This is a genomic window from Undibacterium sp. KW1, assembly GCF_009937955.1.
GTDB lineage: Bacteria > Pseudomonadota > Gammaproteobacteria > Burkholderiales > Burkholderiaceae_D > Undibacterium.
The window spans coordinates 2,923,965-2,945,788 of record NZ_AP018439.1; the positions used below are offsets into that span (position 1 = coordinate 2,923,965).

General features: G+C 50.0%; 21 protein-coding genes. 17 read left to right on the top strand and 4 right to left on the bottom strand.

The window, feature by feature from the left end:
- Positions 1 to 87 precede the first annotated feature (87 nt).
- Positions 88 to 660 (bottom strand): helix-turn-helix domain-containing protein, encoded by a 573-nt coding sequence (locus tag UNDKW_RS13155; protein ID WP_162059056.1) that lies wholly within the window; start codon positions 658 to 660, stop codon positions 88 to 90.
- Between the two features lie 220 nt (positions 661 to 880).
- Between UNDKW_RS13155 and kbl the strand changes: the two genes are divergently transcribed.
- The 3 genes from kbl to UNDKW_RS13170 are packed head-to-tail and all read left to right on the top strand — an operon-like array spanning position 881 to position 4,504.
- Positions 881 to 2,086 (top strand): glycine C-acetyltransferase, encoded by a 1,206-nt coding sequence (gene kbl, locus UNDKW_RS13160; RefSeq protein ID WP_162059057.1) that lies wholly within the window; start codon positions 881 to 883, stop codon positions 2,084 to 2,086.
- Between the two features lie 9 nt (positions 2,087 to 2,095).
- Positions 2,096 to 3,085: an NAD-dependent epimerase/dehydratase family protein gene (locus UNDKW_RS13165; RefSeq protein ID WP_162059058.1), complete on the top strand. Its 990-nt coding sequence runs from the start codon at positions 2,096 to 2,098 to the stop codon at positions 3,083 to 3,085.
- 36 nt (positions 3,086 to 3,121) lie between these two features.
- The gene (locus tag UNDKW_RS13170; RefSeq protein ID WP_162059059.1) at positions 3,122 to 4,504 is read left to right on the top strand and encodes an L-serine ammonia-lyase; all 1,383 of its coding nucleotides are present in this window, start codon (positions 3,122 to 3,124) and stop codon (positions 4,502 to 4,504) included.
- A gap of 35 nt (positions 4,505 to 4,539) precedes the next feature.
- On the opposite strand, the gene UNDKW_RS13175 is transcribed toward UNDKW_RS13170, so the two are convergent.
- Positions 4,540 to 7,041 carry a TonB-dependent receptor gene (locus UNDKW_RS13175; protein ID WP_232063376.1) on the bottom strand — a complete coding sequence of 834 codons (2,502 nt, stop codon included), beginning with the start codon at positions 7,039 to 7,041 and terminating at the stop codon, positions 4,540 to 4,542.
- A gap of 137 nt (positions 7,042 to 7,178) precedes the next feature.
- Positions 7,179 to 9,230: a hypothetical protein gene (locus UNDKW_RS13180; RefSeq protein ID WP_162059060.1), complete on the bottom strand. Its 2,052-nt coding sequence runs from the start codon at positions 9,228 to 9,230 to the stop codon at positions 7,179 to 7,181.
- Positions 9,231 to 9,473: 243 nt separating this feature from the next.
- Between UNDKW_RS13180 and UNDKW_RS13185 the strand changes: the two genes are divergently transcribed.
- Complete coding sequence (locus UNDKW_RS13185) at positions 9,474 to 9,788, top strand: hypothetical protein (RefSeq protein WP_162041498.1); 315 nt, start codon at positions 9,474 to 9,476, stop codon at positions 9,786 to 9,788.
- A gap of 146 nt (positions 9,789 to 9,934) precedes the next feature.
- Positions 9,935 to 10,267 carry a hypothetical protein gene (locus UNDKW_RS13190; RefSeq protein ID WP_162059061.1) on the top strand — a complete coding sequence of 111 codons (333 nt, stop codon included), beginning with the start codon at positions 9,935 to 9,937 and terminating at the stop codon, positions 10,265 to 10,267.
- A gap of 57 nt (positions 10,268 to 10,324) precedes the next feature.
- Here the strand turns inward: UNDKW_RS13190 and UNDKW_RS13195 are convergent, their stop codons facing one another.
- Entirely contained in the window at positions 10,325 to 10,771 is a 447-nt protein-coding gene (locus tag UNDKW_RS13195) for an Lrp/AsnC family transcriptional regulator (protein WP_162041500.1), read from the bottom strand.
- A 163-nt stretch (positions 10,772 to 10,934) separates the two neighbouring features.
- Here UNDKW_RS13195 and UNDKW_RS13200 point away from each other — a divergent pair, with 163 nt between their 5' ends.
- The 12 genes from UNDKW_RS13200 (at position 10,935) to UNDKW_RS13255 (ending at position 21,802) form a co-directional block, all read left to right on the top strand.
- Positions 10,935 to 12,026 carry a saccharopine dehydrogenase family protein gene (locus tag UNDKW_RS13200; protein WP_162059062.1) on the top strand — a complete coding sequence of 364 codons (1,092 nt, stop codon included), beginning with the start codon at positions 10,935 to 10,937 and terminating at the stop codon, positions 12,024 to 12,026.
- Between the two features lie 139 nt (positions 12,027 to 12,165).
- Positions 12,166 to 13,677, top strand: coding sequence for an aldehyde dehydrogenase family protein (locus UNDKW_RS13205; RefSeq protein ID WP_162059063.1), 1,512 nt, complete (start codon positions 12,166 to 12,168; stop codon positions 13,675 to 13,677).
- A 124-nt stretch (positions 13,678 to 13,801) separates the two neighbouring features.
- Entirely contained in the window at positions 13,802 to 14,098 is a 297-nt protein-coding gene (locus tag UNDKW_RS13210) for a helix-hairpin-helix domain-containing protein (RefSeq protein ID WP_162059064.1), read from the top strand.
- A gap of 104 nt (positions 14,099 to 14,202) precedes the next feature.
- The gene (iscR, locus tag UNDKW_RS13215) at positions 14,203 to 14,685 is read left to right on the top strand and encodes a Fe-S cluster assembly transcriptional regulator IscR (RefSeq protein ID WP_162041504.1); all 483 of its coding nucleotides are present in this window, start codon (positions 14,203 to 14,205) and stop codon (positions 14,683 to 14,685) included.
- Positions 14,686 to 14,701: 16 nt separating this feature from the next.
- Positions 14,702 to 15,955 (top strand): IscS subfamily cysteine desulfurase, encoded by a 1,254-nt coding sequence (locus tag UNDKW_RS13220; protein WP_162041505.1) that lies wholly within the window; start codon positions 14,702 to 14,704, stop codon positions 15,953 to 15,955.
- A gap of 83 nt (positions 15,956 to 16,038) precedes the next feature.
- Positions 16,039 to 16,434, top strand: a complete 396-nt coding sequence (gene iscU, locus UNDKW_RS13225; RefSeq protein ID WP_162041506.1) for a Fe-S cluster assembly scaffold IscU — start codon at positions 16,039 to 16,041, stop codon at positions 16,432 to 16,434.
- A 68-nt stretch (positions 16,435 to 16,502) separates the two neighbouring features.
- Positions 16,503 to 16,826, top strand: a complete 324-nt coding sequence (gene iscA, locus UNDKW_RS13230) for an iron-sulfur cluster assembly protein IscA (protein WP_162059065.1) — start codon at positions 16,503 to 16,505, stop codon at positions 16,824 to 16,826.
- Positions 16,827 to 16,837: 11 nt separating this feature from the next.
- On the top strand, positions 16,838 to 17,341 hold the full coding sequence (gene hscB, locus UNDKW_RS13235; protein WP_162059066.1) for a Fe-S protein assembly co-chaperone HscB: 504 nt from the start codon (positions 16,838 to 16,840) through the stop codon (positions 17,339 to 17,341).
- A gap of 70 nt (positions 17,342 to 17,411) precedes the next feature.
- Positions 17,412 to 19,277, top strand: a complete 1,866-nt coding sequence (gene hscA / locus UNDKW_RS13240; protein WP_162059067.1) for a Fe-S protein assembly chaperone HscA — start codon at positions 17,412 to 17,414, stop codon at positions 19,275 to 19,277.
- Positions 19,278 to 19,345: 68 nt separating this feature from the next.
- Entirely contained in the window at positions 19,346 to 19,684 is a 339-nt protein-coding gene (gene fdx / locus UNDKW_RS13245; protein WP_162041509.1) for an ISC system 2Fe-2S type ferredoxin, read from the top strand.
- 46 nt (positions 19,685 to 19,730) lie between these two features.
- Positions 19,731 to 19,925: a Fe-S cluster assembly protein IscX gene (gene iscX, locus UNDKW_RS13250; protein WP_162059068.1), complete on the top strand. Its 195-nt coding sequence runs from the start codon at positions 19,731 to 19,733 to the stop codon at positions 19,923 to 19,925.
- A gap of 263 nt (positions 19,926 to 20,188) precedes the next feature.
- On the top strand, positions 20,189 to 21,802 hold the full coding sequence (locus UNDKW_RS13255; RefSeq protein ID WP_162059069.1) for a sensor histidine kinase: 1,614 nt from the start codon (positions 20,189 to 20,191) through the stop codon (positions 21,800 to 21,802).
- Positions 21,803 to 21,824: the final 22 nt, after the last annotated feature.

Genomic DNA, 21,824 nt, shown 5'->3' on the forward strand with positions numbered 1-21,824 from the left:
GCAGCCAAATGGCAAAAATATTATGTGGCGAACAAGTTTTCAATCCAAATGTTACCAGAATCCATGCGTCGGCATAGCTGTTGAGCGTTATCGATGAATCACCACCAGCAAAGCTTTGGCCTCGGTCTTACCCAAATTGCGTATAGCATGATTCTTATCAGCGTTATAACGTGCGGTTGCACCCAGCTTCAACTTTTTACATACACCATCGACTTCCACCTCAACACTGCCATGCAGCAATGTCAGATGCTCGGATGCTCCGGGGTCATGAGAATTCGACACCAGTGCGCCGCCAGGTGCCAGCGTCAGCTCATACCATTCATATTTACCTGCCAGCTCCATAGGGCCAAGTATGCGCAAGATATAGCCTGCGTGTTCGCCCGGTAAGGTAGGCGTTTCATGCGATTCCAGTACTCGTATCGCGTCTGGCTTGGGTGATTCTGATGACAATAGCTCAGCGATACTGACGCCCAGGGCATTTGCCAATCGCCATGCAACGGCTATAGTGGGATTAGCCTTTTCTCTTTCTATTTGGGACAGCATGGACTTTGACACACCAGCGGTACGCGACAAATCCTCTAGGGTCAAACCACGTTCCAGACGCATTTTTTGCAAAGTCGCGCCCACTTCTGGCGGCGTATTGGATAAAACTTTTTTCATAGAGACTCTTGCATCAGTAAAAAAGCTAGCTTAATATTCGATATATCGAAATTTATTTCCATATATTGAATTATTTGATCATTTTAGAAATTTCTAACAATAGTGTAGCAGTGCGATTGATATGCAAGCATGAAATTGCCAGTGATTAAGCAATAATTATCTGAAAACAATCAATCCGCACAGCAACACAACAAACAGTAAACAATAATTAGGGGACGTCATGAGCCAGAACACTTCCAGGACAGACTTCATCAGCAATTTAGCTGGCAATCTGGACAATTTGCGCGAACAAGGTCTGTACAAGCCAGAACGTGTGATTGCCTCCCGTCAGGGTTCTGAGGTCACTTGCGATGATGGCCGCAAGCTCATCAATTTGTGCGCCAACAATTACCTGGGCCTGTCTGGTGACGAATCCATGGTGCAAGCATCCATCGCGGCGACTGAGCAATACGGGTACGGTCTATCCTCTGTACGCTTTATTTGTGGTACACAAACTGTACACAAGCAACTGGAAAAAGCATTGTCGAGTTTTCTTGGCACAGAAGATTGCATCCTGTATGCAGCCGCATTTGATGCCAATGGCGGTGTATTTGAGCCCTTGTTTGATGAAAATGACGCCATCATCTCTGATGCGCTGAATCATGCCTCCATCATTGATGGAATACGCCTGTGCAAGGCTGCACGTTTCCGCTATACCCATAACGACATGGCCGACCTGGAAAAACAATTGATTGCCGCTGCCGACAAGCGCCACCGCATCATCGTAACTGATGGCGTTTTCTCCATGGATGGCACGATCGCCCAGCTCGACAAGATTTGTGACCTGGCCGACAAATATGATGCACTGGTCATGATCGATGAATGTCATGCATCCGGCTTCATGGGCGCAACGGGTCGCGGCACCCATGAGCATCATAATGTACTGGGTCGCATTGATATCATTACAGGTACTTTGGGTAAGGCGCTGGGCGGTGCCATGGGTGGTTTCACGGCAGCACGCAAGGAGGTTATCGACACCCTGCGTCAAAAATCCCGGCCTTACCTGTTCTCGAATACTCTTGCGCCATCCATAGCCGGTGCCTCGCTGTCTGTTCTGGAACGCCTGTCCAGCTCCACCGAGCTGCGTGACCGCCTGCACGCAAATACGGCGCATTTCCGCCGTGAAATTGAAGCACTGGGCTTTACCATCAAGCCTGGCACCCATCCTGTCGTGCCCGCCATGCTGTTTGATGCGCCAGTTGCGCAGAAATTTGCTGCACGCCTGTATGAACTTGGAGTACTGGTAACCGGTTTCTTTTACCCAGTGGTGCCGATGGGACAAGCCCGTGTGCGCGTGCAACTGTCTGCTGCACATACGACTGAACAATTGAATACTGCCCTGGCTGCATTTGCCCAGGCTGGCCGCGAATTAAACATCATTAAGTAAGGGATATCCATGGAACGCATATTAGTGATCGGCGCCAACGGCCAGATAGGCAGTGAGTTGGTAGAAGCACTGGCAAACCAGCATGGCGCAGATAACGTCGTCGCCGCTGACATCAGGCCAGAGAGCCTGTACGGCGCAAAAATCTATGAAGTCATCGACGTATTAAATACAGAAAGACTGGCGCAAGTCGTCGCTCAATACGACATTACCCAGGTCTATCAATTGGCAGCCATGCTGTCGGCTACGGGTGAACAAGCACCATTGAAAGCCTGGACCTTGAACATGGATGGACTGCTCAATATCCTTGAACTGGCGCGTATTCGCAATGAAGCTGGCAATCCCCTGAAAGTATTCTGGCCTTCATCGATTGCTGCATTCGGCCCGAACACGCCCCCAGTCAATACGCCACAATATACCGTGATGGACCCAAGCACCATCTACGGCATCAGCAAACTGGCAGGCGAACGACTGTGCGAATATTACTTTCAGAAATATGGTGTTGATGTCCGCAGCATACGTTACCCGGGTATCATCAGCTACAAATCTCCTCCAGGCGGTGGCACCACGGACTATGCTATTGCCATCTTCCACTCAGCGCTGCGCGGCGAAACCTATGAATGCTTCCTGGAGTCAGAAACCAGTTTGCCCATGATCTACATGCCAGATGCCATACGCGCCACCATTTCATTGATGGATGCGCCAGCGGCCAAACTTTCTATACGTTCTTCTTACAATGTTGCAGGTTTAAGCTTTAATCCACGGGAATTAGCATTTGCAATCAAACAAAATTTGCCTGCATTTGACATACACTACGCGCCTGACAGCCGTCAGGCAATCGCCGCATCCTGGCCACAGAGTCTGGATGACTCAGTGGCGCGAGCAGACTGGGGCTGGCAAGCACAAGTAGGCCTGCAACAACTGGTGGAAGACATGCTAAAGAATATTCGTGTCGATCAAAAGGAGTTGAAGGGGTTGAAGGAGTTGAACCAGGCCGCATAAATAATTATCAGAGACTAGTAAAAAAGAGGTGAATTGATGGACATGCGTGTATTCGAATTATTTAAAATAGGCGTGGGTCCGTCCAGTTCCCATACGGTGGGGCCCATGCTTGCCGCACGCCGTTTTTTACTTGAATCCACCGATCTTTACAAAGCTGTCAAAATACAGGTTGCTTTATATGGTTCTCTTGCCCTGACAGGTCACGGCCACGCGACCGACAAAGCAACCTTGCTGGGTCTGATGGGTGAAACCCCGCAGGACGTGGTACCTGAAAGCGTAGATGAAAAACTCGCCAACCTGGCGACGTCAGGGAAATTGAATTTATTGGGTGAATACCCCGTCAAGTTCGATGTCGCCACCGATATCCTGTGGTTCAAGCAAGAAGTCTTGCCCGGTCATCCAAATGGCATGAAGTTCATACTGACCCGCAATGACGGCAGCAGTTTTGAAAGAGTTTATTACTCTACTGGTGGTGGCTTCATCTATTCAGCAGACGAACTGGCGAATACGAATAAAACTGAAAGCGCCGACAAAAAACCTCTTCCCTATCCTTTTGCGACCATGGCTGAACTATTGGCCCATGGCAAACGTACTGGCTTATCCATCACAGATATGCTGCGCGCCAATGAAAATGTGTATTGCACCGATGAAGAATTGGATGCCGGCCTGGATAAAATCTGGGCAGTCATGAAAGGTTGCATTTCACGCGGCTTGCAAATGTCTGGCGAATTACCAGGTGGTTTACATGTCAAACGCCGTGCCGCTAAACTGTGGCGTGCTGCCAATGAAACTGCCGACGTATTGCCACATGATGGTTTGCACCGTGTCAGCCTCTATGCCATGGCGGTCAATGAAGAAAATGCTGCTGGTGGCCGTGTTGTCACTGCCCCTACCAACGGCGCAGCTGGCATTATCCCGGCGGTGCTGCGCTATTACGCAGAAGACTGCAAACCCAGCCATCCGGAGCAAGGTATTCGCAATTTCATGCTGGCCGCTTCTGCCATAGGCATGCTATGCAAAACCAATGCTTCTATTTCGGGTGCTGAAATTGGTTGTCAGGGCGAAGTCGGCGTAGCATGCGCCATGGCTGCTGCTGGCCTGACCGCTGCATTAGGCGGCACCAATGAGCAAATCGAATCAGCCGCTGAAATTGGCATAGAACATCACCTGGGCATGACTTGCGACCCTATTGGTGGTCTGGTGCAAATCCCCTGCATAGAACGCAATGGCATGGGGGCAGTCAAAGCGATTACTGCCGCTTCGCTGTCATTGCGTAGTGATGGCACACATCATGTCAGCCTGGATGACGTGATAGAAACCATGCGCGCAACAGGCTTTGACATGCAAGCTAAATACAAGGAAACCTCATTAGGCGGCCTCGCAGTGCATGTGGTTACCGTCAATTACGCAGCCTGCTGATATCTCAAAGTTAAATGAAGCACTGCAATAGTGCTTCATTCCTTGGCCTTGGCTCCAAAACTGTAACGCACTCCCAGCCATATCATGCGTGGCGCACTGGGAGTGTAGAAAGTCGTCCCCTTGGTATCAGTATTACTGTAACCGCCATTGGCGGTGATCGCATAAGGGCCAAGCTGTCCAGCCGTGTAATAACGCTGATCAGACAGGTTGCTGATATTGACAGAGAATTTCCATTGCGGGTTTGGCCTGTAGCTCGCGGACAGGTTGACGACTGCATAACCCGGCATATTACCCGACCCAAAATTTGTCAGGCCATCAGGTGCATGGGCATTGTTTTCATTGCCCCGTACAAAACTCTTGCCCACTCCCAACACTTCAATGCTGGCCGAAGTTTGCGCATTGAATTCATAATTTGCATGGGCTTTAAAAATTTGCCGGGGAATCAGCGGTATCAAGTCACCTGGCTTAACGCTGATATTGGCACTGGCATTTGCCTGGCTGTTATTCTGCGAACCCAGGATATCTGCACTCTGGTAGCTTGCTTTCAACCAGGTATAGTTCAATCCATAGCTAAAATTATCCTGACTGTTTGCAATGCCAGCCTCAAAGCCCTGCCGGCTGGTTTGCCCAAAGTTCTTGAAATAACCAGTTGCAGCAGAATTGGCCACGAACAGGATGTCATCTTCGTTTACCCCCCTGAAAACACCTGCGTTCCATACCATCTTGCCAGGCAACTTACCACGCAGACCAGCTTCCCAGGTTTTGGAAATCACCTGCTTTAATGCCGGGTCACCCGCCATGGAATTTGGCAAGCGGCAGCCAAAGTCAGGATCAGCACAGCCCAGTTCTATGGAAGTTGGTGCTCTGCTGCTCTCGCTGTAAAATGCATAGATATTCAAGGCGGGATTTGCTACATAGCTGACACCAACTGCTGGATTAAACCGCCTGAAAACATGATCCCCATCCAGAGAACCACGCTGAGCACCCTTGGTAGTAGCGTTGTTATAGGGGTAGAGTCGGTCAGTATTTTTGAGGCTGGTGTTATTGTAACGGGCGGACAACGTCAAATGCCAGGCATCTGCCAACGTCAGGGTGTCACTGCCAAACAGGCTCCAGGTTCTTGTTTGCCCATCCAGATTGACACGCTGGTCAAAAGCATTTTCAGAATTCTGTGTACCATCTGCATAAGCATTGACGGCAGTGATGCTACGATCAGGGTTCAGGTAGCCAAACTGGCTGGCCTGATTAAAGCTGGTGCGACTGGCATCATAAGCAGCACCGAAGACCATCTGGTTACCATATCCAGGCGCTCTGATTAGTGAACTCAATTGCGCACTGAGGCCATAGTTTTGCTGGCGGGTGCTGGTATTGGTAATAATGCCCGTGCATTTTTCGTTGGGCTCAGTATTCGTACCAGCCTGGGCAATACAGCGCAAACTAGGAAAGGAGAAAGCAGAACTAGTCCGGCTGTTGCTGCTTTCAATCACCGGGTTATAGCCATGCGCCAGCAACCAGTTCTTGTCCGCCGTTTGTCCGGTGTAATACAGGGATTCACCCAGGGCTTCTTCATTCAGGTCACCGTTCGTGGTGGCAGTATGGGTATTGCGGTAGTAGGCATTTCCGAATAACTGAAAAGTGTCACCAAGATTGGTTCTGGCCTCAAGGTTGACAAAACTGGCCCGGTTTTTTGTCACATCAGGCAGCGTGAACACACTGGAATAGCGATTGTCCAGCAACTGCTGCTCCTGCGATCCATTACCTGTCATCTCACTGCTGGCCCATGCATAGCCAAGCTTGAGTTCGCTTTTGCTGTCATGCCAGCCCAGTTTGCCAAAGAATTGCCTGAGCCTGGATGGGGAGGCATCCCGCCAGCCGTCTTCCTGATAATTATTGGCTGTAAAGTACCAGTCCAGGCCTCGCTCATTTGCCCCACCATGCTTAATGCTGACATTGCGACGTGCATAAGAACCTGCGCCTAATTCCAGAGAAGTTCCAGCATCGTGCAGGCCGTCTTTGGTTTGCAGCGATAATGCACCGCCAAGTGTATTGAGGCCGAATAAAGGGTTTGATCCAGACATCAGCGTCACGGAAGAAATAGCAGATTTTGGAATCAAATCCCACATGACTACGTCGCCAAATGGCTGATTCAGGCGCACACCATCCAGATAAACAGATAATCCCTGCGGCGTACCCAATAATGGCGATGCAGTGTAACCACGGTAGTTCACATCATTCATGAAGGGATTGCCCTGCACATCATTGACATGCACGCTGCCCAGATAGCGGTTGAAGAAGTCAGAAATATTCAGCGCCCCACTCTTCTCCATGTCTTTGCTATTGGCAGTCTGCACAGCAGTCGGGATCTGCTCCTTGTTCAAACCTGTGCCAGGCAAGGCGGTGATGCCTATGATTTCTACCGGAGGACTGATGATAGTTTCAGTAGCAGCGCTAGCCTGATCAGCGAGGCTGGAAAGAGATAAGGCAAAAACACAAAACAAGGGTTTGGGGAAAGGCAAAGAATCCATAGCTTCACACATTTGCTATTTTCATAATTTAATTACATATAATACAATAAATGTGAAATATACAAAAAAATATCACCCCAAGTGTGGGCTCATGGTGACATTTGAGAAATATGGACAAACCATAAGTAGCAATTGATGCCAACTCTACATCAGGGCTGCAAGGAAAAGCCCTTTTGCCCTGCCTGCCAAAGCAGGAATGCCCAGTTATCTGCCTGCTCGGCCAAAGCGTCCGCCTTCCAGGCATTCGCGAAATCAGTACGAAATAAAACAGGCCTGGACTTGTTCACAGTTGCAGCCTGCAAGCGTGCGACGAATTTGCTGCTCATCCAAATCGGTGTATCGGCAACACCAAAACGTGCAGAGATCAGGGCAGCGGGATAAGGCTGCCCATCACGCAAGCCCAGGTAGGGGTTGCTACTTGCAAGCCGGGCCTTGTCTGCCGTAGTGAGTTTTTTGGATTTACCAGTGCCTGTTGGCTCAGACTGCAATGCCGTACTTTGTGCCGCAGCAAATAGCTCCGGACGCTGGCTAATGGCTTGCGCCAGCCAGCGCTTACCGGGGTTAGTCTGTTGTGTGACCAGCTTGGCTGAGCTGGTATAAGCCTCGCTCACAAGATAGTCGGCAGCAGCGAGAAATTCATCAAGCCCATCATTAGCGCTTCTTTGTTTGACATTCTCATTTGCAGGAACATAGACTATCGCCATCACGGCATCCTGCTCCAGCCAGGCCAGGCGCAAGGCATCGAACTTCGCCAATTTCGACAAACCCGTACCAGTTTCCATGGTCAGCAATAAAGGATGTTTGCCATCAAGTTCCATGCCTTGCGGATATAAGAGCGTCAGTGCAATTTGCTTGTTACTGCCCGGCTTGGTGATGCTCAGGTTTTTACTGGCAATGCGGTGAAAGCCAACTTGCGGCGAACGGAAAACTTCTACATTCCTGATTTGCCCGCCTGCCAAAGCGCGATAAGACAAGGGTGCGGCATTCGCCGCCTCCAATATAAACAAAGCACCGTCGGTGTCTATATCTGCATTCAATTCACTGATGCGGCCAAAATAAGGCAAAGTCAGCTCTTCTTTTTTGCTGCCATCTAATTCAGTCTTGATGAGCTTACTGTAGCCAGCCTCGGCAGTATGAATATATAGCGCATTTTTTGCGACTACCATATCGAGCAATTCATCGCTACTGGCCGGCACTATTTCCTTGGCTGCACTCAATTGCGGTGTTTTTAAATCCAGCTTCAGGATTGCTCCTGTACTTTTCTTTTTTGTTGAGAGCAGATAAAGCTGCTCACCTGCCAGCCATGCATTTTTGATTTTGTCTGTGGGCGAAACCAGTCTTTGCCAGGCAGTTGCAGCGCCCTTTAGCTGATCTTGCTTGATAAGGTACAAACTGCGATCCTGACTCTGTCCGTGTTGAACCTCGGCCAACAGGTAAGGAGAATTTTGACTACTTTTAATTACTACCGCATCAGTGGCGGTAAACCGCCGGCTTTTGCTGACACCGGAGCCTATGAGAGGCAAATCTGTTTCCAGCTTGCTTCCCAGTACATGTTGCCAGACTGCGCCACGGTCCGCGCCAATTTTGGTGGGTGCCTTGCGATAATAAATCGCAGTCGAGTCAGGTTTCCAGGCTACCTCCTTGCTGTCCGGGGCTATTGCATCCAGATTGTCCTTCAGCATGCTAGCGTCGCCGGTTTTGATAATACGCAGACTATGCCGCTGGCGTCCTGTGTTAACGATATCAACAGCCACATGACTGCCATCGAGAGATGGGGTAAAAAAGCCCAGACTCTGTCCGGGCTCGGTTAGTAATAACAGGCGTTCAGCATTGGTAGCCGCGTTGCGCATGTATAGTTGTTGTCGGTTATCAGCCGTTGTGCGGGCAAAAAACTGCATGCCACGTACCTCGATCAGCCTGCCAGTGCCAAACTCTGTAGCTTGCAAAACTTTGAGCCGCTTCAGCAATGCATCGCGCCCACTGATGCGAGCCAGCACGGTATTACTAAAGTCCGTCTGCTTTTTCATCCAGGAGCGAACTTGCGTGTCACTTAATGACTCGAGGAAACGATAAGGATCAGTCAGTGTTGAGGTTTGCTCTGTCACCACCTGCCTGGGTAGTGCGGGGTAATCACCCCAGGCCTGCAACTGGGCGTGCGCCAGCGCAGGCACAATGCCAAGTACTGCCAATAGTTGTTTCATGTTCTGTTTTGCTGGCATGCTGGTTCCAAATCCTTGTTTCCTGACAGGACTACAGTATCTCTCACACCTGCAGAAAATTGCAAAAATCACCTGATTTTTTTAATGCAGTCTTCACTGCTCATGTTTCAATTCTTGAATTTCATCCCTTACTTTCTGCATTTCATCGCAAACGCATGGCAGACAGGGAGCAGCTTGCTTAAAGTGCTCACATCGCAAGAACAAATGAAAACCAGGGAGAAAAAAATGAATATCATTAAGAAAAGCAATTTAACACTCTTAACCATTTGCGTATTTGCTGCTACCATAGTGCCAGTGGCTACATATATTAATAAACTTGCTGCAAAAACAAGTGTCCCCACAGTCACAATAACAGCGCAAAGACTGACAGAAGAACAAAAGATCGCTTTTGATATCGAACAGACTGGCAATACGATGCAAACCGTCTTCATTGCGGCTAAACGCCTCAGCGCAGAAGAAAAATTCGCTCTTGACCAGCTCGACAGACAGACTCAACAGGCAAAAGTGCGCGTCCACAAGAAACCGCAATTGCTTGTTTAAGCCCTGCTATCCAAAAGATGCACTTTTGCAAAAATTAACATAACGCTCATCAACCACATACTGCATATTCACTATGCTGTTTCGTTTTGTAGTGATGAGTGATATTTGTTTTGACATTCGCAGCACTTCTTAATTTGCAGGCAATCATGTTAAAAAAATCCATCTTCCTGTGTTTGCTGTCTTCCACTTTGCTGGCTGGCATTGCCTTTTCGCAGGATCTTATGTTTGCGCCCTCCATTCCCACTCAGCATGACGAGCAGGACAAGACGACAGAGATCATGCAGGAGGCACAGACACCGGCAGTACCAGCACCTTTGCAACTGGACCGTAGCGGGGTCGATCGCGCATCAGTGCACTTGCAAATACTGCAGCAATCAAACCAGCGTTTTTCTGACAATGCGCAAACAACTCCTGCGCACGCCAAGAAAACGGCTTCCGATGATAAAAAATCGCAAGCCAAGTCAGCAAGCAGTACTTAACCTTTCCTCACAACCCGTATTCCATGATGAAATCCGGGTTTGCCACCCTACATATTCCTAAAGAGCACCGCGATCTATCCTCTTACTCAGTATGATTGAGGTTGAAGTCTGTCTGACACCATCCAGCGCACCTATCTGATCCAGCAATTTATCCAGCGTTTCGGTATTACTACACCGCAAGGTCAGCATGTAGTCAATGGCACCACTAACTGCGCATAGCGTCTCAGTCTCTGGCAATTGTTGCAGATATTTGATCAGCCCCGCAGCATAGCGTGCCTCCACTGACAAGCCTACATACGCACGGACGGCAGGCTGTACCATTTTCTGATTCAACTTCAAACCATAACCGGCAATGACACCGCGCTTCTCCAACGCAGCAATGCGGGCAATCACGGTCGTTCGCGCTATGCCTACCGATTTGGCGATGCTGGTCACAGGCAAACGGGCGTTATCCATCAGCAATGCCAGGATTTTGTCATCTATCTCATCAAGATCAGGTTTCATGTCGTCATTATGTCCAATTATTTAGACATATTATCGCGCAAATACACAATATGACGATAACTTTGACGCTATTAACTGACAAAACTAAGGCCTAGACTTCAGTATCAATCTTATATTTTCAATTGCAACTCACTTACTACACAAACAGATACTGGAGACTGACATGGCAACTAAGTTAATTCTTTTGGGCGCAGGCAAAATTGGCGACGCAATTCTCAATTTGCTGTCCCATACTGGCGATTACGAAATCACAGTGGCTGACCGTGACCCGGAACGTTTGAAATATGTAGAACAAGCAGGTTTTCCCAATACCCGCATTGTCCAGGCTGACCTGGGTGATAAAGCGGCAGTCACCGAATTGATACGCGGCCATAAAGTCACGATGTCTGCCTGTCCTTACTTTTTGACACCCATCATCGCCGGCGCAGCACGCGAAGCCAATTCCCATTATTTTGATTTGACTGAAGACGTGGAAAGCACACGCATCGTCAAACAACTGGCTGAAGGTGCAGATTGTGCCTTCGTTCCACAATGCGGCCTGGCACCAGGCTTTATCTCCATCGTGGCCAATGATGTAGCAAAGCGTTTTGAAACCCTGCGTGATGTCAGCATGCGCGTTGGTGCCCTGCCTACCTTCCCTAACAATGCACTGAAATACAACCTGACCTGGAGCACGGACGGTCTGATCAATGAATATTGCAATCCTTGCGAAGCAATTGTAGATGGTGAATTGCGTGAAACCGCAGCCCTGGAAGAAATCGAGCATTTCTCCCTGGACGGCATCGACTACGAAGCTTTCAATACTTCCGGCGGTCTGGGTACTTTGTGCGAAAGCCTGGAAGGCAAAGTACAAAACCTGAACTACAAAACCGTGCGTTACCCTGGTCACCGCGATATCGTCAAAGTCTTGATACGCGACCTGCAACTGGGCAAGCTGGAACGCCGTCCAATTTTGAAAGAAGTCATGGAAACAGCGATACCCATGACCAAACAGGACGTAGTACTGGTGTTTGTCAGCGTCGTTGGCATGCGCGATGGCCGCCTGGAGCAAGAGTCCTACGCCAAGAAAATCTATGCGCAACAAGTCAATGGCCAATTGCTGTCTGCCATACAACTGACAACTGCATCCGGCATTTGTGCCATGGTTGATCTGGTGGTTACAGGTAAATTGCCACAGCATGGTCTGGTGCGTCAGGAGCAGGCAGTGCTGGCTGATTTCCTCGCAAATCGCTTTGGTCAATATTACGCCGCGTAATCAGAGGTAATGTAGCACTGGGCACAAGATCGCTGCCAGAGCTACAATACAGAGACTGGCATTAAACCCACCCAATAAACTTAAAGGCAGGCTTTCCAAAAGAAAGCCTGCCTTTATAAAACATACCGAGGCAAACAAGATGGAAAACACCACTTTGCAAGCAATCCTGAAAGAACTTGATATCAATTTAAGCGATTATCAGGGTAGCGACATACACAGCATTTCCCCTATTGATGGCAAAAACCTGGCCAGCCTGCGCGCTGATACCGCAGCAGAAGTCAAGCAGCGCGTAGATCGCGCCCATGCTGCATTTTTGCAATGGCGCAATGTACCAGCACCGCGCCGTGGTGAACTGGTGCGCCTGTTTGGTGAAGAGCTGCGCACGCACAAACTGGCACTGGGTCAACTGGTGACGTTGGAAGCAGGCAAAATCCTGCAAGAAGGCCTGGGCGAAGTGCAGGAAATGATCGATATCTGTGATTTCGCAGTTGGTCTGTCACGCCAGTTGTATGGCCTGACTATCGCCTCTGAGCGTCCTGGCCATCGCATGATGGAACAATGGCATCCGATCGGCGTCGTTGGCGTGATCTCCGCCTTCAATTTCCCGGTTGCCGTCTGGGCCTGGAATGCTGCGCTGGCATTCGTTTGCGGCAATAGCGTGACCTGGAAACCATCTGAAAAAACGCCGTTGACAGCCATCGCCACGCACGCCCTGTTCATGAAGGCAGTCGCCCGCTTTGGCAGCGATGCCCCTGCTGGTCTGGCAGAATTGATTATCGGTGGACGAGATACTGGCGCACAAATGGTAGAAGACAAGCGCATCGCCCTGGTCAGCGCCACTGGCAGCACCCGCATGGGCCGTCAGGTTGCTGAAGTCTGCGCCAAGCGTTTGACCCGCACCATCCTTGAGCTCGGCGGCAATAACGCCATGATAGTCGCACCTAGTGCCGACCTGGAAATGGCCGTTCGCGCCATCACTTTCTCTGCAGTTGGCACTGCCGGACAACGCTGCACCACCCTGCGCCGCCTGTTCGTGCATGACAGTATTTATGACACCCTGGTACCGCGCCTGAAGAAAATCTATGCAGGCCTGCCAGTCGGCAATCCTCTGGAAAAGACAACTTTGGTCGGCCCATTGGTCGATGCGGCTTCTTTTGATGCCATGCAAAGTGCTTTGGCAGTTGCCAAATCCGAGCAAGGCCAGGTATTTGGCGGTGAACGCAAAGTAATTACGGGCAATGAAGGCGGCTATTACGTCAGCCCGGCTCTGGTAGAAATGCCAAGCCAGACGGCGTCCATGCATCATGAAACCTTTGCGCCCATCATGTACATCGTGCGTTACAAGGATTTGCAACAAGCCATCAGCCTCAATAACGAAGTTCCGCAAGGCTTGTCGTCTTCTATCTTCACGACAGATATGCGCGAAGCTGAGACCTTTGTCTCTGCTGCTGGCAGTGACTGCGGTATTGCCAATGTCAATATCGGCCCTTCTGGCGCTGAAATTGGCGGCGCATTTGGCGGCGAGAAAGAAACAGGCGGTGGCCGCGAATCTGGTTCTGACGCGTGGAAAGCCTATATGCGTCGTACTACGAATACCTTTAACTACAGCAATTCCTTGCCATTAGCACAAGGCATCAGTTTTGATATTTGATCCAGATCAAATTGATTAGTTTTAAGAAGACCGCCTTTTGGCGGTCTTTGACTTTATAGGAACAGAAATTAGTTTTAATATTTCATCTTCAGCGACCCAAGCAGCCAGAAGAATAAAAAGACTTATGAAAAAAGCACTCACTTGCAAGGACATCAAACAGTTGGAGCAACTGCCAAATGTCGGCAAGGCAACGGTTGCTGACTTGCATCTGCTGGGGATTATCGAGCCAAAGCAACTCAAGGGACGCAATCCCTACCAGATGTATGATGAACTTTGCGCCATGACTAAAGTCAGGCATGACCCCTGCGTCTACGACGTTTTCATTTCCATAGTAAAATTCATGGACGGTGATCCGCCCCTTGCCTGGTGGCACTACACCGCAGAGCGTAAGGCCCATCTTGCATCACCCTCCTCACTCTAAGCCCATTCCTGATAAAATTACTCAAGTTTGTTATACTTGACCAAAATGCTCAACAACTCAGGGCATTCAGCTTTTTCTTGCGTGGAGTATCTCCGGAGTAACATATGCGACTGACCACCAAAGGACGTTTTGCCGTGACGGCCATGATAGACCTGGCTCTGCGTCAGGATAAGGGACCAGTGACCCTGGCGGGCATCAGCCAGCGTCAGGATATTTCCCTTTCCTATCTTGAACAATTGTTTGGAAAACTGCGTCGCCATGAAATTGTTGAATCCGTGCGTGGGCCCGGTGGCGGCTATAATCTTGCCCGCAAGGCACAAAATGTGACTGTTGCCGATATTATCATCGCCGTTGATGAGCCCCTTGATGCAACGCAATGCGGCGGCAAAGGCAATTGCCATGGCAGCGACCATGAAAATGGCCTGCACTGCATGACGCACGACCTGTGGGCGACGCTGAACGCCAAAATGGTCGATTACCTGGACTCTGTTTCACTCCAGGACCTGGTCAATCAGCAAAGACAGAAAGCATCAGAAAACCATGTAGTCGTCATGCACCATACGCATGTCAATCACATTGCCTCTTGAATATTTGGAGTTTTGAATGAACGCCCCTTTGGAAAAAAGCCTGCTCGACACTTTAAAGTCACCGCACTTCCCTATCTACATGGATTATTCGGCGACGACACCGGTCGATCCTCGTGTTGCTGACAAGATGATTCCCTTCCTGCGTGCGCAGTATGGCAATCCTGCGTCACGCAGCCACATGTACGGCTGGGATGCAGAAAAAGCCGTAGAAGATGCACGTGCGCAAGTGGCAGACCTGGTCAATGCGGACCCGCGTGAAATCATCTGGACTTCTGGTGCGACGGAAAGCAATAACCTCGCACTCAAGGGTGCGGCAAATTTTTACAAATCCAAAGGCAAGCACATCATCACAGTAAAGACAGAGCACAAGGCTGTGCTGGATACTGTCCGTGAACTGGAGCGTCAAGGCTTTGAAGCCACTTACCTGCAGCCAGGTGATGATGGCCTCATCACAGTCGAACAACTGAAGGCGGCTATTCGTCCCGACACCATCCTGGTATCCGTGATGTGGGTCAACAATGAAATTGGCGTCATCCAGCCTATCGCTGAAATTGGCGAGCTGTGCCGCGAGAAAGGCATCGTGTTCCATTCCGATGCAGCCCAAGCCACTGGCAAGGTGCATATCGACCTGGAAAATACCAAGGTTGACCTGGTGTCCTTCTCTGCCCATAAAACTTATGGCCCAAAAGGCATAGGTGCACTGTACATCCGCCGCAAACCACGTGTACGCCTGGAAGCGCAGATGCACGGCGGCGGTCATGAGCGCGGCTTTCGCTCCGGCACACTGGCAACACATCAGATTGCCGGCATGGGCGAAGCCTTCCGTATTGCCAAAGAAGAAATGGAAAGCGAACTGGCACATGTGCGCACCATGCGTGACCGTCTGGCCAAAGGCTTGCAAGAAATTGAAGAAACCTATGTCAATGGTGACATGGAACACCGTGTACCACACAACCTGAATGTCAGTTTCAATTATGTTGAAGGTGAATCCCTGATCATGGCGATCAAGGATATCGCGGTCTCCTCCGGCTCTGCCTGTACTTCTGCAAGTCTGGAACCATCTTATGTATTGCGCGCACTGGGTCGCAGTGACGAACTGGCGCACAGCTCTATACGCTTTACCATAGGCCGCTTTACAACTGAAGAAGACATCGACTTTACGATAGACCTGCTGAAAACCAAGGTTGCCAAGTTGCGTGAATTGTCGCCTCTCTGGGATATGTACAAGGACGGCATTGATATCTCCACGATCCAGTGGGCTGCGCATTAATTCAATTTGAATGCGTATTTGAAAAAAACGCATTTGAGAAACGCATGTAAGAAACACATGCAAGAAAAATAAGGAGCATCAAAATGGCTTACTCAGAAAAAGTGTTGGATCACTATGAAAATCCACGTAATGTCGGCGCTTTTGAAAAAGGCGATGACACAGTAGGTACCGGCATGGTCGGAGCACCAGCTTGCGGCGACGTCATGAAATTGCAAATCAAGGTAGGCGCTGATGGCGTTATTCAGGATGCGAAATTCAAGACTTATGGTTGCGGCTCTGCAATTGCCTCCTCTTCCCTGGTAACTGAATGGGTCAAGGGCAAGACTTTGGATCAGGCACTGGAAATCAAGAACACAGCCATTGCTGAAGAACTGGCACTGCCGCCAGTCAAGATTCACTGTTCCATCCTGGCGGAAGATGCAATCAAAGCTGCTGTGCTCGATTACAAAAACAAGCACGGCGCTGAACAAAGCGCCTGAAACTAGTTTCAAGATTCGCGTCAAGAAAACTGGCAACAAAAGTTTAGTAGCAAAAAACTGGAATAAATATGGCTATCACACTCACAGAAAAAGCGGCAAAACATGTGACCCGTTATATGGAACGTCGCGGCAAAGGCATAGGCCTGCGCTTTGGGGTACGTACTACCGGCTGCTCAGGCATGGCTTACAAGCTTGAGTATGTGGATGAAGTCGGTAACGACGACCAGATTTTTGAATCGCATGGTGTCAAGGTATTTGTTGACCCTAAAAGCCTGCCTTATATTGATGGCACAGAGCTTGATTTTGCCCGCGAAGGCTTGAACGAAGGCTTTAAATTCTACAACCCCAACGTCAAGAACGAATGTGGATGTGGCGAAAGTTTTAGGATTTAAGGCTGGCGCAGATGCAGAATCATTTTGAGCTGTTCCAGTTGCCACAGCAGTTTGCACTTGATCAGGGACAACTGGATGCAGCTTACCGTGAGGTGCAGAATCAGGTGCACCCGGATAAGTTTGTGCAGGCCAGCGAAGCTGAAAAACGCGTCGCCATGCAATGGGCAACCAGGGCCAACGAGGCTTATCAAACACTGAAAAAGCCTCTGCAACGCGCACGCTATCTATGTGAATTGCAGGGTGTGGATCTACAAACAGAATCCAATACCTCCATGCCTGGTGCATTTTTGATGCAACAGATGGAGTGGCGCGAATCCTTTGATGACGCACGCCAGGACAATAATGAAGCTGCCTTGCTACGCCTGGAGCGTGAACTGAACAGTGCCCTAAGAACGCAATTGCATGCGGTTGGCAACTCAATAGACCTGGGTAACTTTGAAGAAGCTGCGCTGCAAATCCGCACCTGCATGTTCCTGGAAAAATTCATTGCCGATATCGCTGCACTCGAAGAGTAATTTCGAATAACCCGGCAAATCTGTCATTGCTGATTTGCCTTTTTTGGATGCCAAGCCATCCCACCTCACCATGGCATTACTGCAGATTTCCGAGCCTGGCATGTCCACCGCCCCACACCAGCACAGGCTGGCAGTAGGCATAGACTTGGGCACTACCAACTCACTGGTTGCGACCGTACGCAATAGCATTCCTGAAGTGTTGAACGATGAAGAAGGTCGCCCGCTACTGCCCTCCATCGTCCGTTATTTGCCAAATGGCCATGCCCATATAGGGTTCAAGGCCCAGGCTGAGCAAAGCAATGACCCCAGAAATACCATCGCCTCAGTAAAGCGCTTCATGGGTCGCGGCTTGAAAGACATCGCCTATGCCGAAAATCTGCCGTATGATTTTCATGATGAACCTGGCATGGTACAGATCAAGACCGTGGCTGGCATCAAGAGTCCGGTTGAAGTGTCCGCACAAATTCTGGCCACTTTACGCCAGCAGGCGGAAGACGCACTGGGCGATGACCTGGTTGGTGCCGTCATTACCGTCCCCGCGTATTTTGATGATGCGCAAAGACAGGCAACCAAAGACGCCGCCAAACTGGCTGGACTGAATGTCTTGCGCCTGCTAAATGAGCCTACTGCAGCAGCAATTGCCTATGGTCTGGACAATGCATCTGAAGGCATTTATGCCGTCTATGATCTGGGTGGCGGCACCTTCGACATCTCCATCCTGAAAATGAGCAAGGGTGTCTTTGAAGTCCTGGCTACTGGTGGTGATTCTGCCCTCGGTGGCGATGATTTTGATCACCGCCTGTTTTGTTGGATTTTGCAAGAGTCCAAACTGGCACCACTGTCAGACGAAGACACCAGCGCCCTGATGGTCAAGGCACGCGAAGCCAAGGAAATCCTGTCAACAAAACCCAGCACCTATATCGACGCCAAACTCAATTCTGGTGAGTCTGTCCATTTACAAATCAGTGCAGCAGCATTTGCCGAAATGACGCAAAACCTGGTGGTAAAAACCACGACGCCTTGCCGCAAAGCTTTGCGCGATGCTGGCCTCACTGTAGATGATATCGATGGCGTGGTACTGGTAGGTGGCGCCACGCGCATGCCGCATGTACGCAAGGCTGTTGGTGAATTCTTCCAGACCACGCCACTGGCCAATATTGACCCCGACAAAGTGGTAGCTCTGGGTGCAGCGATACAGGCCAATCTGCTGGCGGGCAATCGCGCTCCTGGCGATGACTGGCTGCTGCTTGACGTCATCCCGCTGTCGCTGGGCGTGGAAACCATGGGTGCTCTGGCTGAAAAAGTCATCCCGCGCAATTCCACCATCCCTTGCGCACGTGCGCAAGAATTTACGACTTTCAAGGATGGACAAACTGCCATGGCGATTCATGTCGTGCAGGGCGAACGCGAGCTAGTGAGCGAATGCCGCTCGCTGGCACGCTTTGAATTGCGCGGCATCCCTCCCATGGCTGCCGGTGCTGCACGCATACGTATCACTTATCAGGTAGATGCCGATGGACTGTTGTCGGTATCTGCACGCGAACTGCGCTCTGGCGTAGAAGCGACTATCACGGTCAAACCATCTTATGGTCTGGCCGACGATGAAATAACGCGCATGCTGCAAGACTCATTCACCTCGGCAGATGCCGATATGCAGGAACGTGCCTTGCGCGAAGAAATCGTCGAAGCTGAACGCATTTTGCTGGCGACCCAGTCAGCCCTGAATGGTGACGCTCAATTACTGAATGATGCAGAGCAAGGACAGATCAGAGAATTGATGAATGAAGTCAGCAAGCTGAAGGATGGCAAAGATCATCAACTACTCCACGCTGCTATCAGTGCACTTGCCGATGGTACAGAAGAATTTGCTGCCCGCCGCATGGATCAAAGCGTGCGCAGTGCATTGGCTGGAAAAAAACTGGATGAGATTGCCTGAGTGATATTGCCTCTTACCGACCCAGACAACATTGATACATATTGAAATAGCCAGATTACGAGAACAACATGCCCCAAATTATTGTCCTGCCCCACCCCCAGCTTTGCCCCGAAGGAACTGTGATTGATGCACCCGAAGGCAAATCTTTATGCGAGGCACTGGTTGAAAGCGATGTAGAAATCGAACATGCTTGTGAAATGTCTTGCGCCTGCACCACTTGTCACGTGGTCATACGCGAAGGTTTTAATTCCCTGAATGAATCTACGGATGATGAAGAGGACTTGCTGGATGCCGCCTGGGGCCTGGAAGCAACTTCGCGCCTGTCCTGCCAGGTTAAACTGGGCAAACAGGATATCACCATAGAAATCCCAAAATACACCATCAACCACGCACGCGAAAATCATTAACACTGATTTTGCATCTGCATGGCATCTACACTAAGTGGAGCGCAACATGAAATGGATAGACACCTCCAGAATCGCCGAAGCACTTTGCGATAAATTTCCTGATATTGATCCCCTCACGGTGCGCTTCACTGACTTGCATAACTGGATTGTCGATCTGGAAGAATTTGACGACGATCATACACGCGGTGGCGAGAAGATACTTGAAGCCATACAAATGGCCTGGATAGACGAAACCAAGTGATCCTGAACATACCCCACTTGCAGACAAGTCAAGCGACTGCTTCAAACAACAATTTGCCCATTTTTGGACATTTGGACACACAGAGTGAGCACTCCAGAATCATAACTTGCTGAAACGCAAAAAACCTTTTAGTATTTTGACTTGTTTGTGCGATCATCAGACACGGATACCCATGTTTGATCTGTATATGAATGTCTGGTGGGAAATTGCATCCGGTTCCGCCTGACTATACCTTCCGGGAAGTGCTGCACAAGGACCTCGCAATGCAGTTTAGACATCTTTTATCTGCACTACGCAGCCGGATCACGCTGAGACTGGCGATTATTCTGGCTGTTGTATTCGGATTAACCGTCCCTGCTGCCATCCTCATCCCCTATCACCTGCACACAATAGAAACGGCGGCCCAGCTCAGAAATGCTGAGGATCATAATCGTCTGGTCGAAATCCTGTCCGTCATACTGAGTGAACCCTTGTGGCAAATCACGCCCGAGATTGCCAATATCTCCAGCGAAGTGGTGTATTCCGACCCCAGGGTAGCAACCATAGAAGTGATCACCCTGCCCGACCGCAAGGAATTCATCAAGAACGATACCAGGAAAAAAAACCAGCGAGGGCCATTCACCAGTATGGTCAGAGAGATCAAGCATGGAGGTCAGGTCATAGGTCAGGTAAGACTTACCCTTGCAGAAGACTTGCTGCAAGAAAGCCTGGCATCTGATTTCCGGCGTTATGTCACTACAGCTGTGCTTTCATTGATACTGGCTATCCTGTTTATTCTTGTGGTATTGCAATGGCGCCTGGTGCAGCCAGTCAGGATACTCATGGGAGAGTCTGACAGACTGGCAAATGGTGAACTGAATGACCCTATCGCCCTGAACCGCGAAGATGAACTGGGCCACCTGGCAACCAGTCTGGAAGCCACCCGCCAGGCTTTGCAAAGATCATTTGGCGAACTGGAGATCAAGAATCAACAATTGCTTGAATACTCAGGCACACTGGAATCCAAAGTCCGTCAGCGTACGCAAGAACTGGAAACCGTAAACCAGAACCTGGAAGCGGCCCTGAATAACGTCAATTCTGCTCAGGCAGAACTGGCAAGGGTAGAACGCATGGCGGCACTGGGCTCTATGGTCGCAGGCGTAGCGCATGAATTAAATACCCCACTTGGTAATTGCCTGCTGGTTGCCAGCACCCTGGAAGAAGAAACCCGCAACCTGGTCAGGATGGTCGAAGAAGGCAAGATGAAGCGCTCTGACCTGACACGTTATGCAACCACGGCAGTAGATTCCACCAAATTGCTATTACGCGGGCTGCAGCAATCTGCCCATCTGGTAGGTGACTTCAAGCAGGTGGCGGTTGATCAGTCAAGTGCCCAGCGCAGGCAATTTGCTCTGCTGGTCATGTTGCAGGAACTCACCGCCCTGCTGCATTCAAGCTTGCGCAAAACCCCATTTACCCTGGAACTCGACATTCCTGGTGAAATCCAGCTTGACAGCTACCCTGGTTTGTTGGGACAGGTCTTCACCAACCTGGTCAATAATGCAGTCGCTCACGGTCTCGAAGGACGTGAAGAAGGTCACATGCGCTGCACCGCCACACAACAGGGCGACCATGTCCTCATTATTTTTGAAGACAATGGCAAAGGTATTTCCGCAGAAATTATTAATAGGATATTCGAACCCTTCTTTACCACCAAGTTTGGCCAGGGCGGCAGCGGCTTGGGGCTGAGCATCACTTTCAACATCATTTCCAATGTACTTGGCGGCAGTATTCATGCGAGCAGTATAGTTGGCCAGGGAACCCGTTTTGAAATCAAATTGCCACTCGTGGCACCGGGCGAACCAGAATCCAGCAACCCCCTGCTGAGCAAACGCTGAGTCAGCGAGACTGAAGCAACAG

Coding starts and splice junctions, on each gene's coding strand:
- UNDKW_RS13155 (WP_162059056.1), bottom strand. CDS start 660: ATGAAAAAAGTTTTATCCAATACGCCGCCAGAAGTGGGCGCGACTTTG.
- kbl (WP_162059057.1), top strand. CDS start 881: ATGAGCCAGAACACTTCCAGGACAGACTTCATCAGCAATTTAGCTGGC.
- UNDKW_RS13165 (WP_162059058.1), top strand. CDS start 2,096: ATGGAACGCATATTAGTGATCGGCGCCAACGGCCAGATAGGCAGTGAG.
- UNDKW_RS13170 (WP_162059059.1), top strand. CDS start 3,122: ATGGACATGCGTGTATTCGAATTATTTAAAATAGGCGTGGGTCCGTCC.
- UNDKW_RS13175 (WP_232063376.1), bottom strand. CDS start 7,041: ATGTGTGAAGCTATGGATTCTTTGCCTTTCCCCAAACCCTTGTTTTGT.
- UNDKW_RS13180 (WP_162059060.1), bottom strand. CDS start 9,230: ATGAAACAACTATTGGCAGTACTTGGCATTGTGCCTGCGCTGGCGCAC.
- UNDKW_RS13185 (WP_162041498.1), top strand. CDS start 9,474: ATGAATATCATTAAGAAAAGCAATTTAACACTCTTAACCATTTGCGTA.
- UNDKW_RS13190 (WP_162059061.1), top strand. CDS start 9,935: ATGTTAAAAAAATCCATCTTCCTGTGTTTGCTGTCTTCCACTTTGCTG.
- UNDKW_RS13195 (WP_162041500.1), bottom strand. CDS start 10,771: ATGAAACCTGATCTTGATGAGATAGATGACAAAATCCTGGCATTGCTG.
- UNDKW_RS13200 (WP_162059062.1), top strand. CDS start 10,935: ATGGCAACTAAGTTAATTCTTTTGGGCGCAGGCAAAATTGGCGACGCA.
- UNDKW_RS13205 (WP_162059063.1), top strand. CDS start 12,166: ATGGAAAACACCACTTTGCAAGCAATCCTGAAAGAACTTGATATCAAT.
- UNDKW_RS13210 (WP_162059064.1), top strand. CDS start 13,802: ATGAAAAAAGCACTCACTTGCAAGGACATCAAACAGTTGGAGCAACTG.
- iscR (WP_162041504.1), top strand. CDS start 14,203: ATGCGACTGACCACCAAAGGACGTTTTGCCGTGACGGCCATGATAGAC.
- UNDKW_RS13220 (WP_162041505.1), top strand. CDS start 14,702: ATGAACGCCCCTTTGGAAAAAAGCCTGCTCGACACTTTAAAGTCACCG.
- iscU (WP_162041506.1), top strand. CDS start 16,039: ATGGCTTACTCAGAAAAAGTGTTGGATCACTATGAAAATCCACGTAAT.
- iscA (WP_162059065.1), top strand. CDS start 16,503: ATGGCTATCACACTCACAGAAAAAGCGGCAAAACATGTGACCCGTTAT.
- hscB (WP_162059066.1), top strand. CDS start 16,838: ATGCAGAATCATTTTGAGCTGTTCCAGTTGCCACAGCAGTTTGCACTT.
- hscA (WP_162059067.1), top strand. CDS start 17,412: ATGGCATTACTGCAGATTTCCGAGCCTGGCATGTCCACCGCCCCACAC.
- fdx (WP_162041509.1), top strand. CDS start 19,346: ATGCCCCAAATTATTGTCCTGCCCCACCCCCAGCTTTGCCCCGAAGGA.
- iscX (WP_162059068.1), top strand. CDS start 19,731: ATGAAATGGATAGACACCTCCAGAATCGCCGAAGCACTTTGCGATAAA.
- UNDKW_RS13255 (WP_162059069.1), top strand. CDS start 20,189: ATGCAGTTTAGACATCTTTTATCTGCACTACGCAGCCGGATCACGCTG.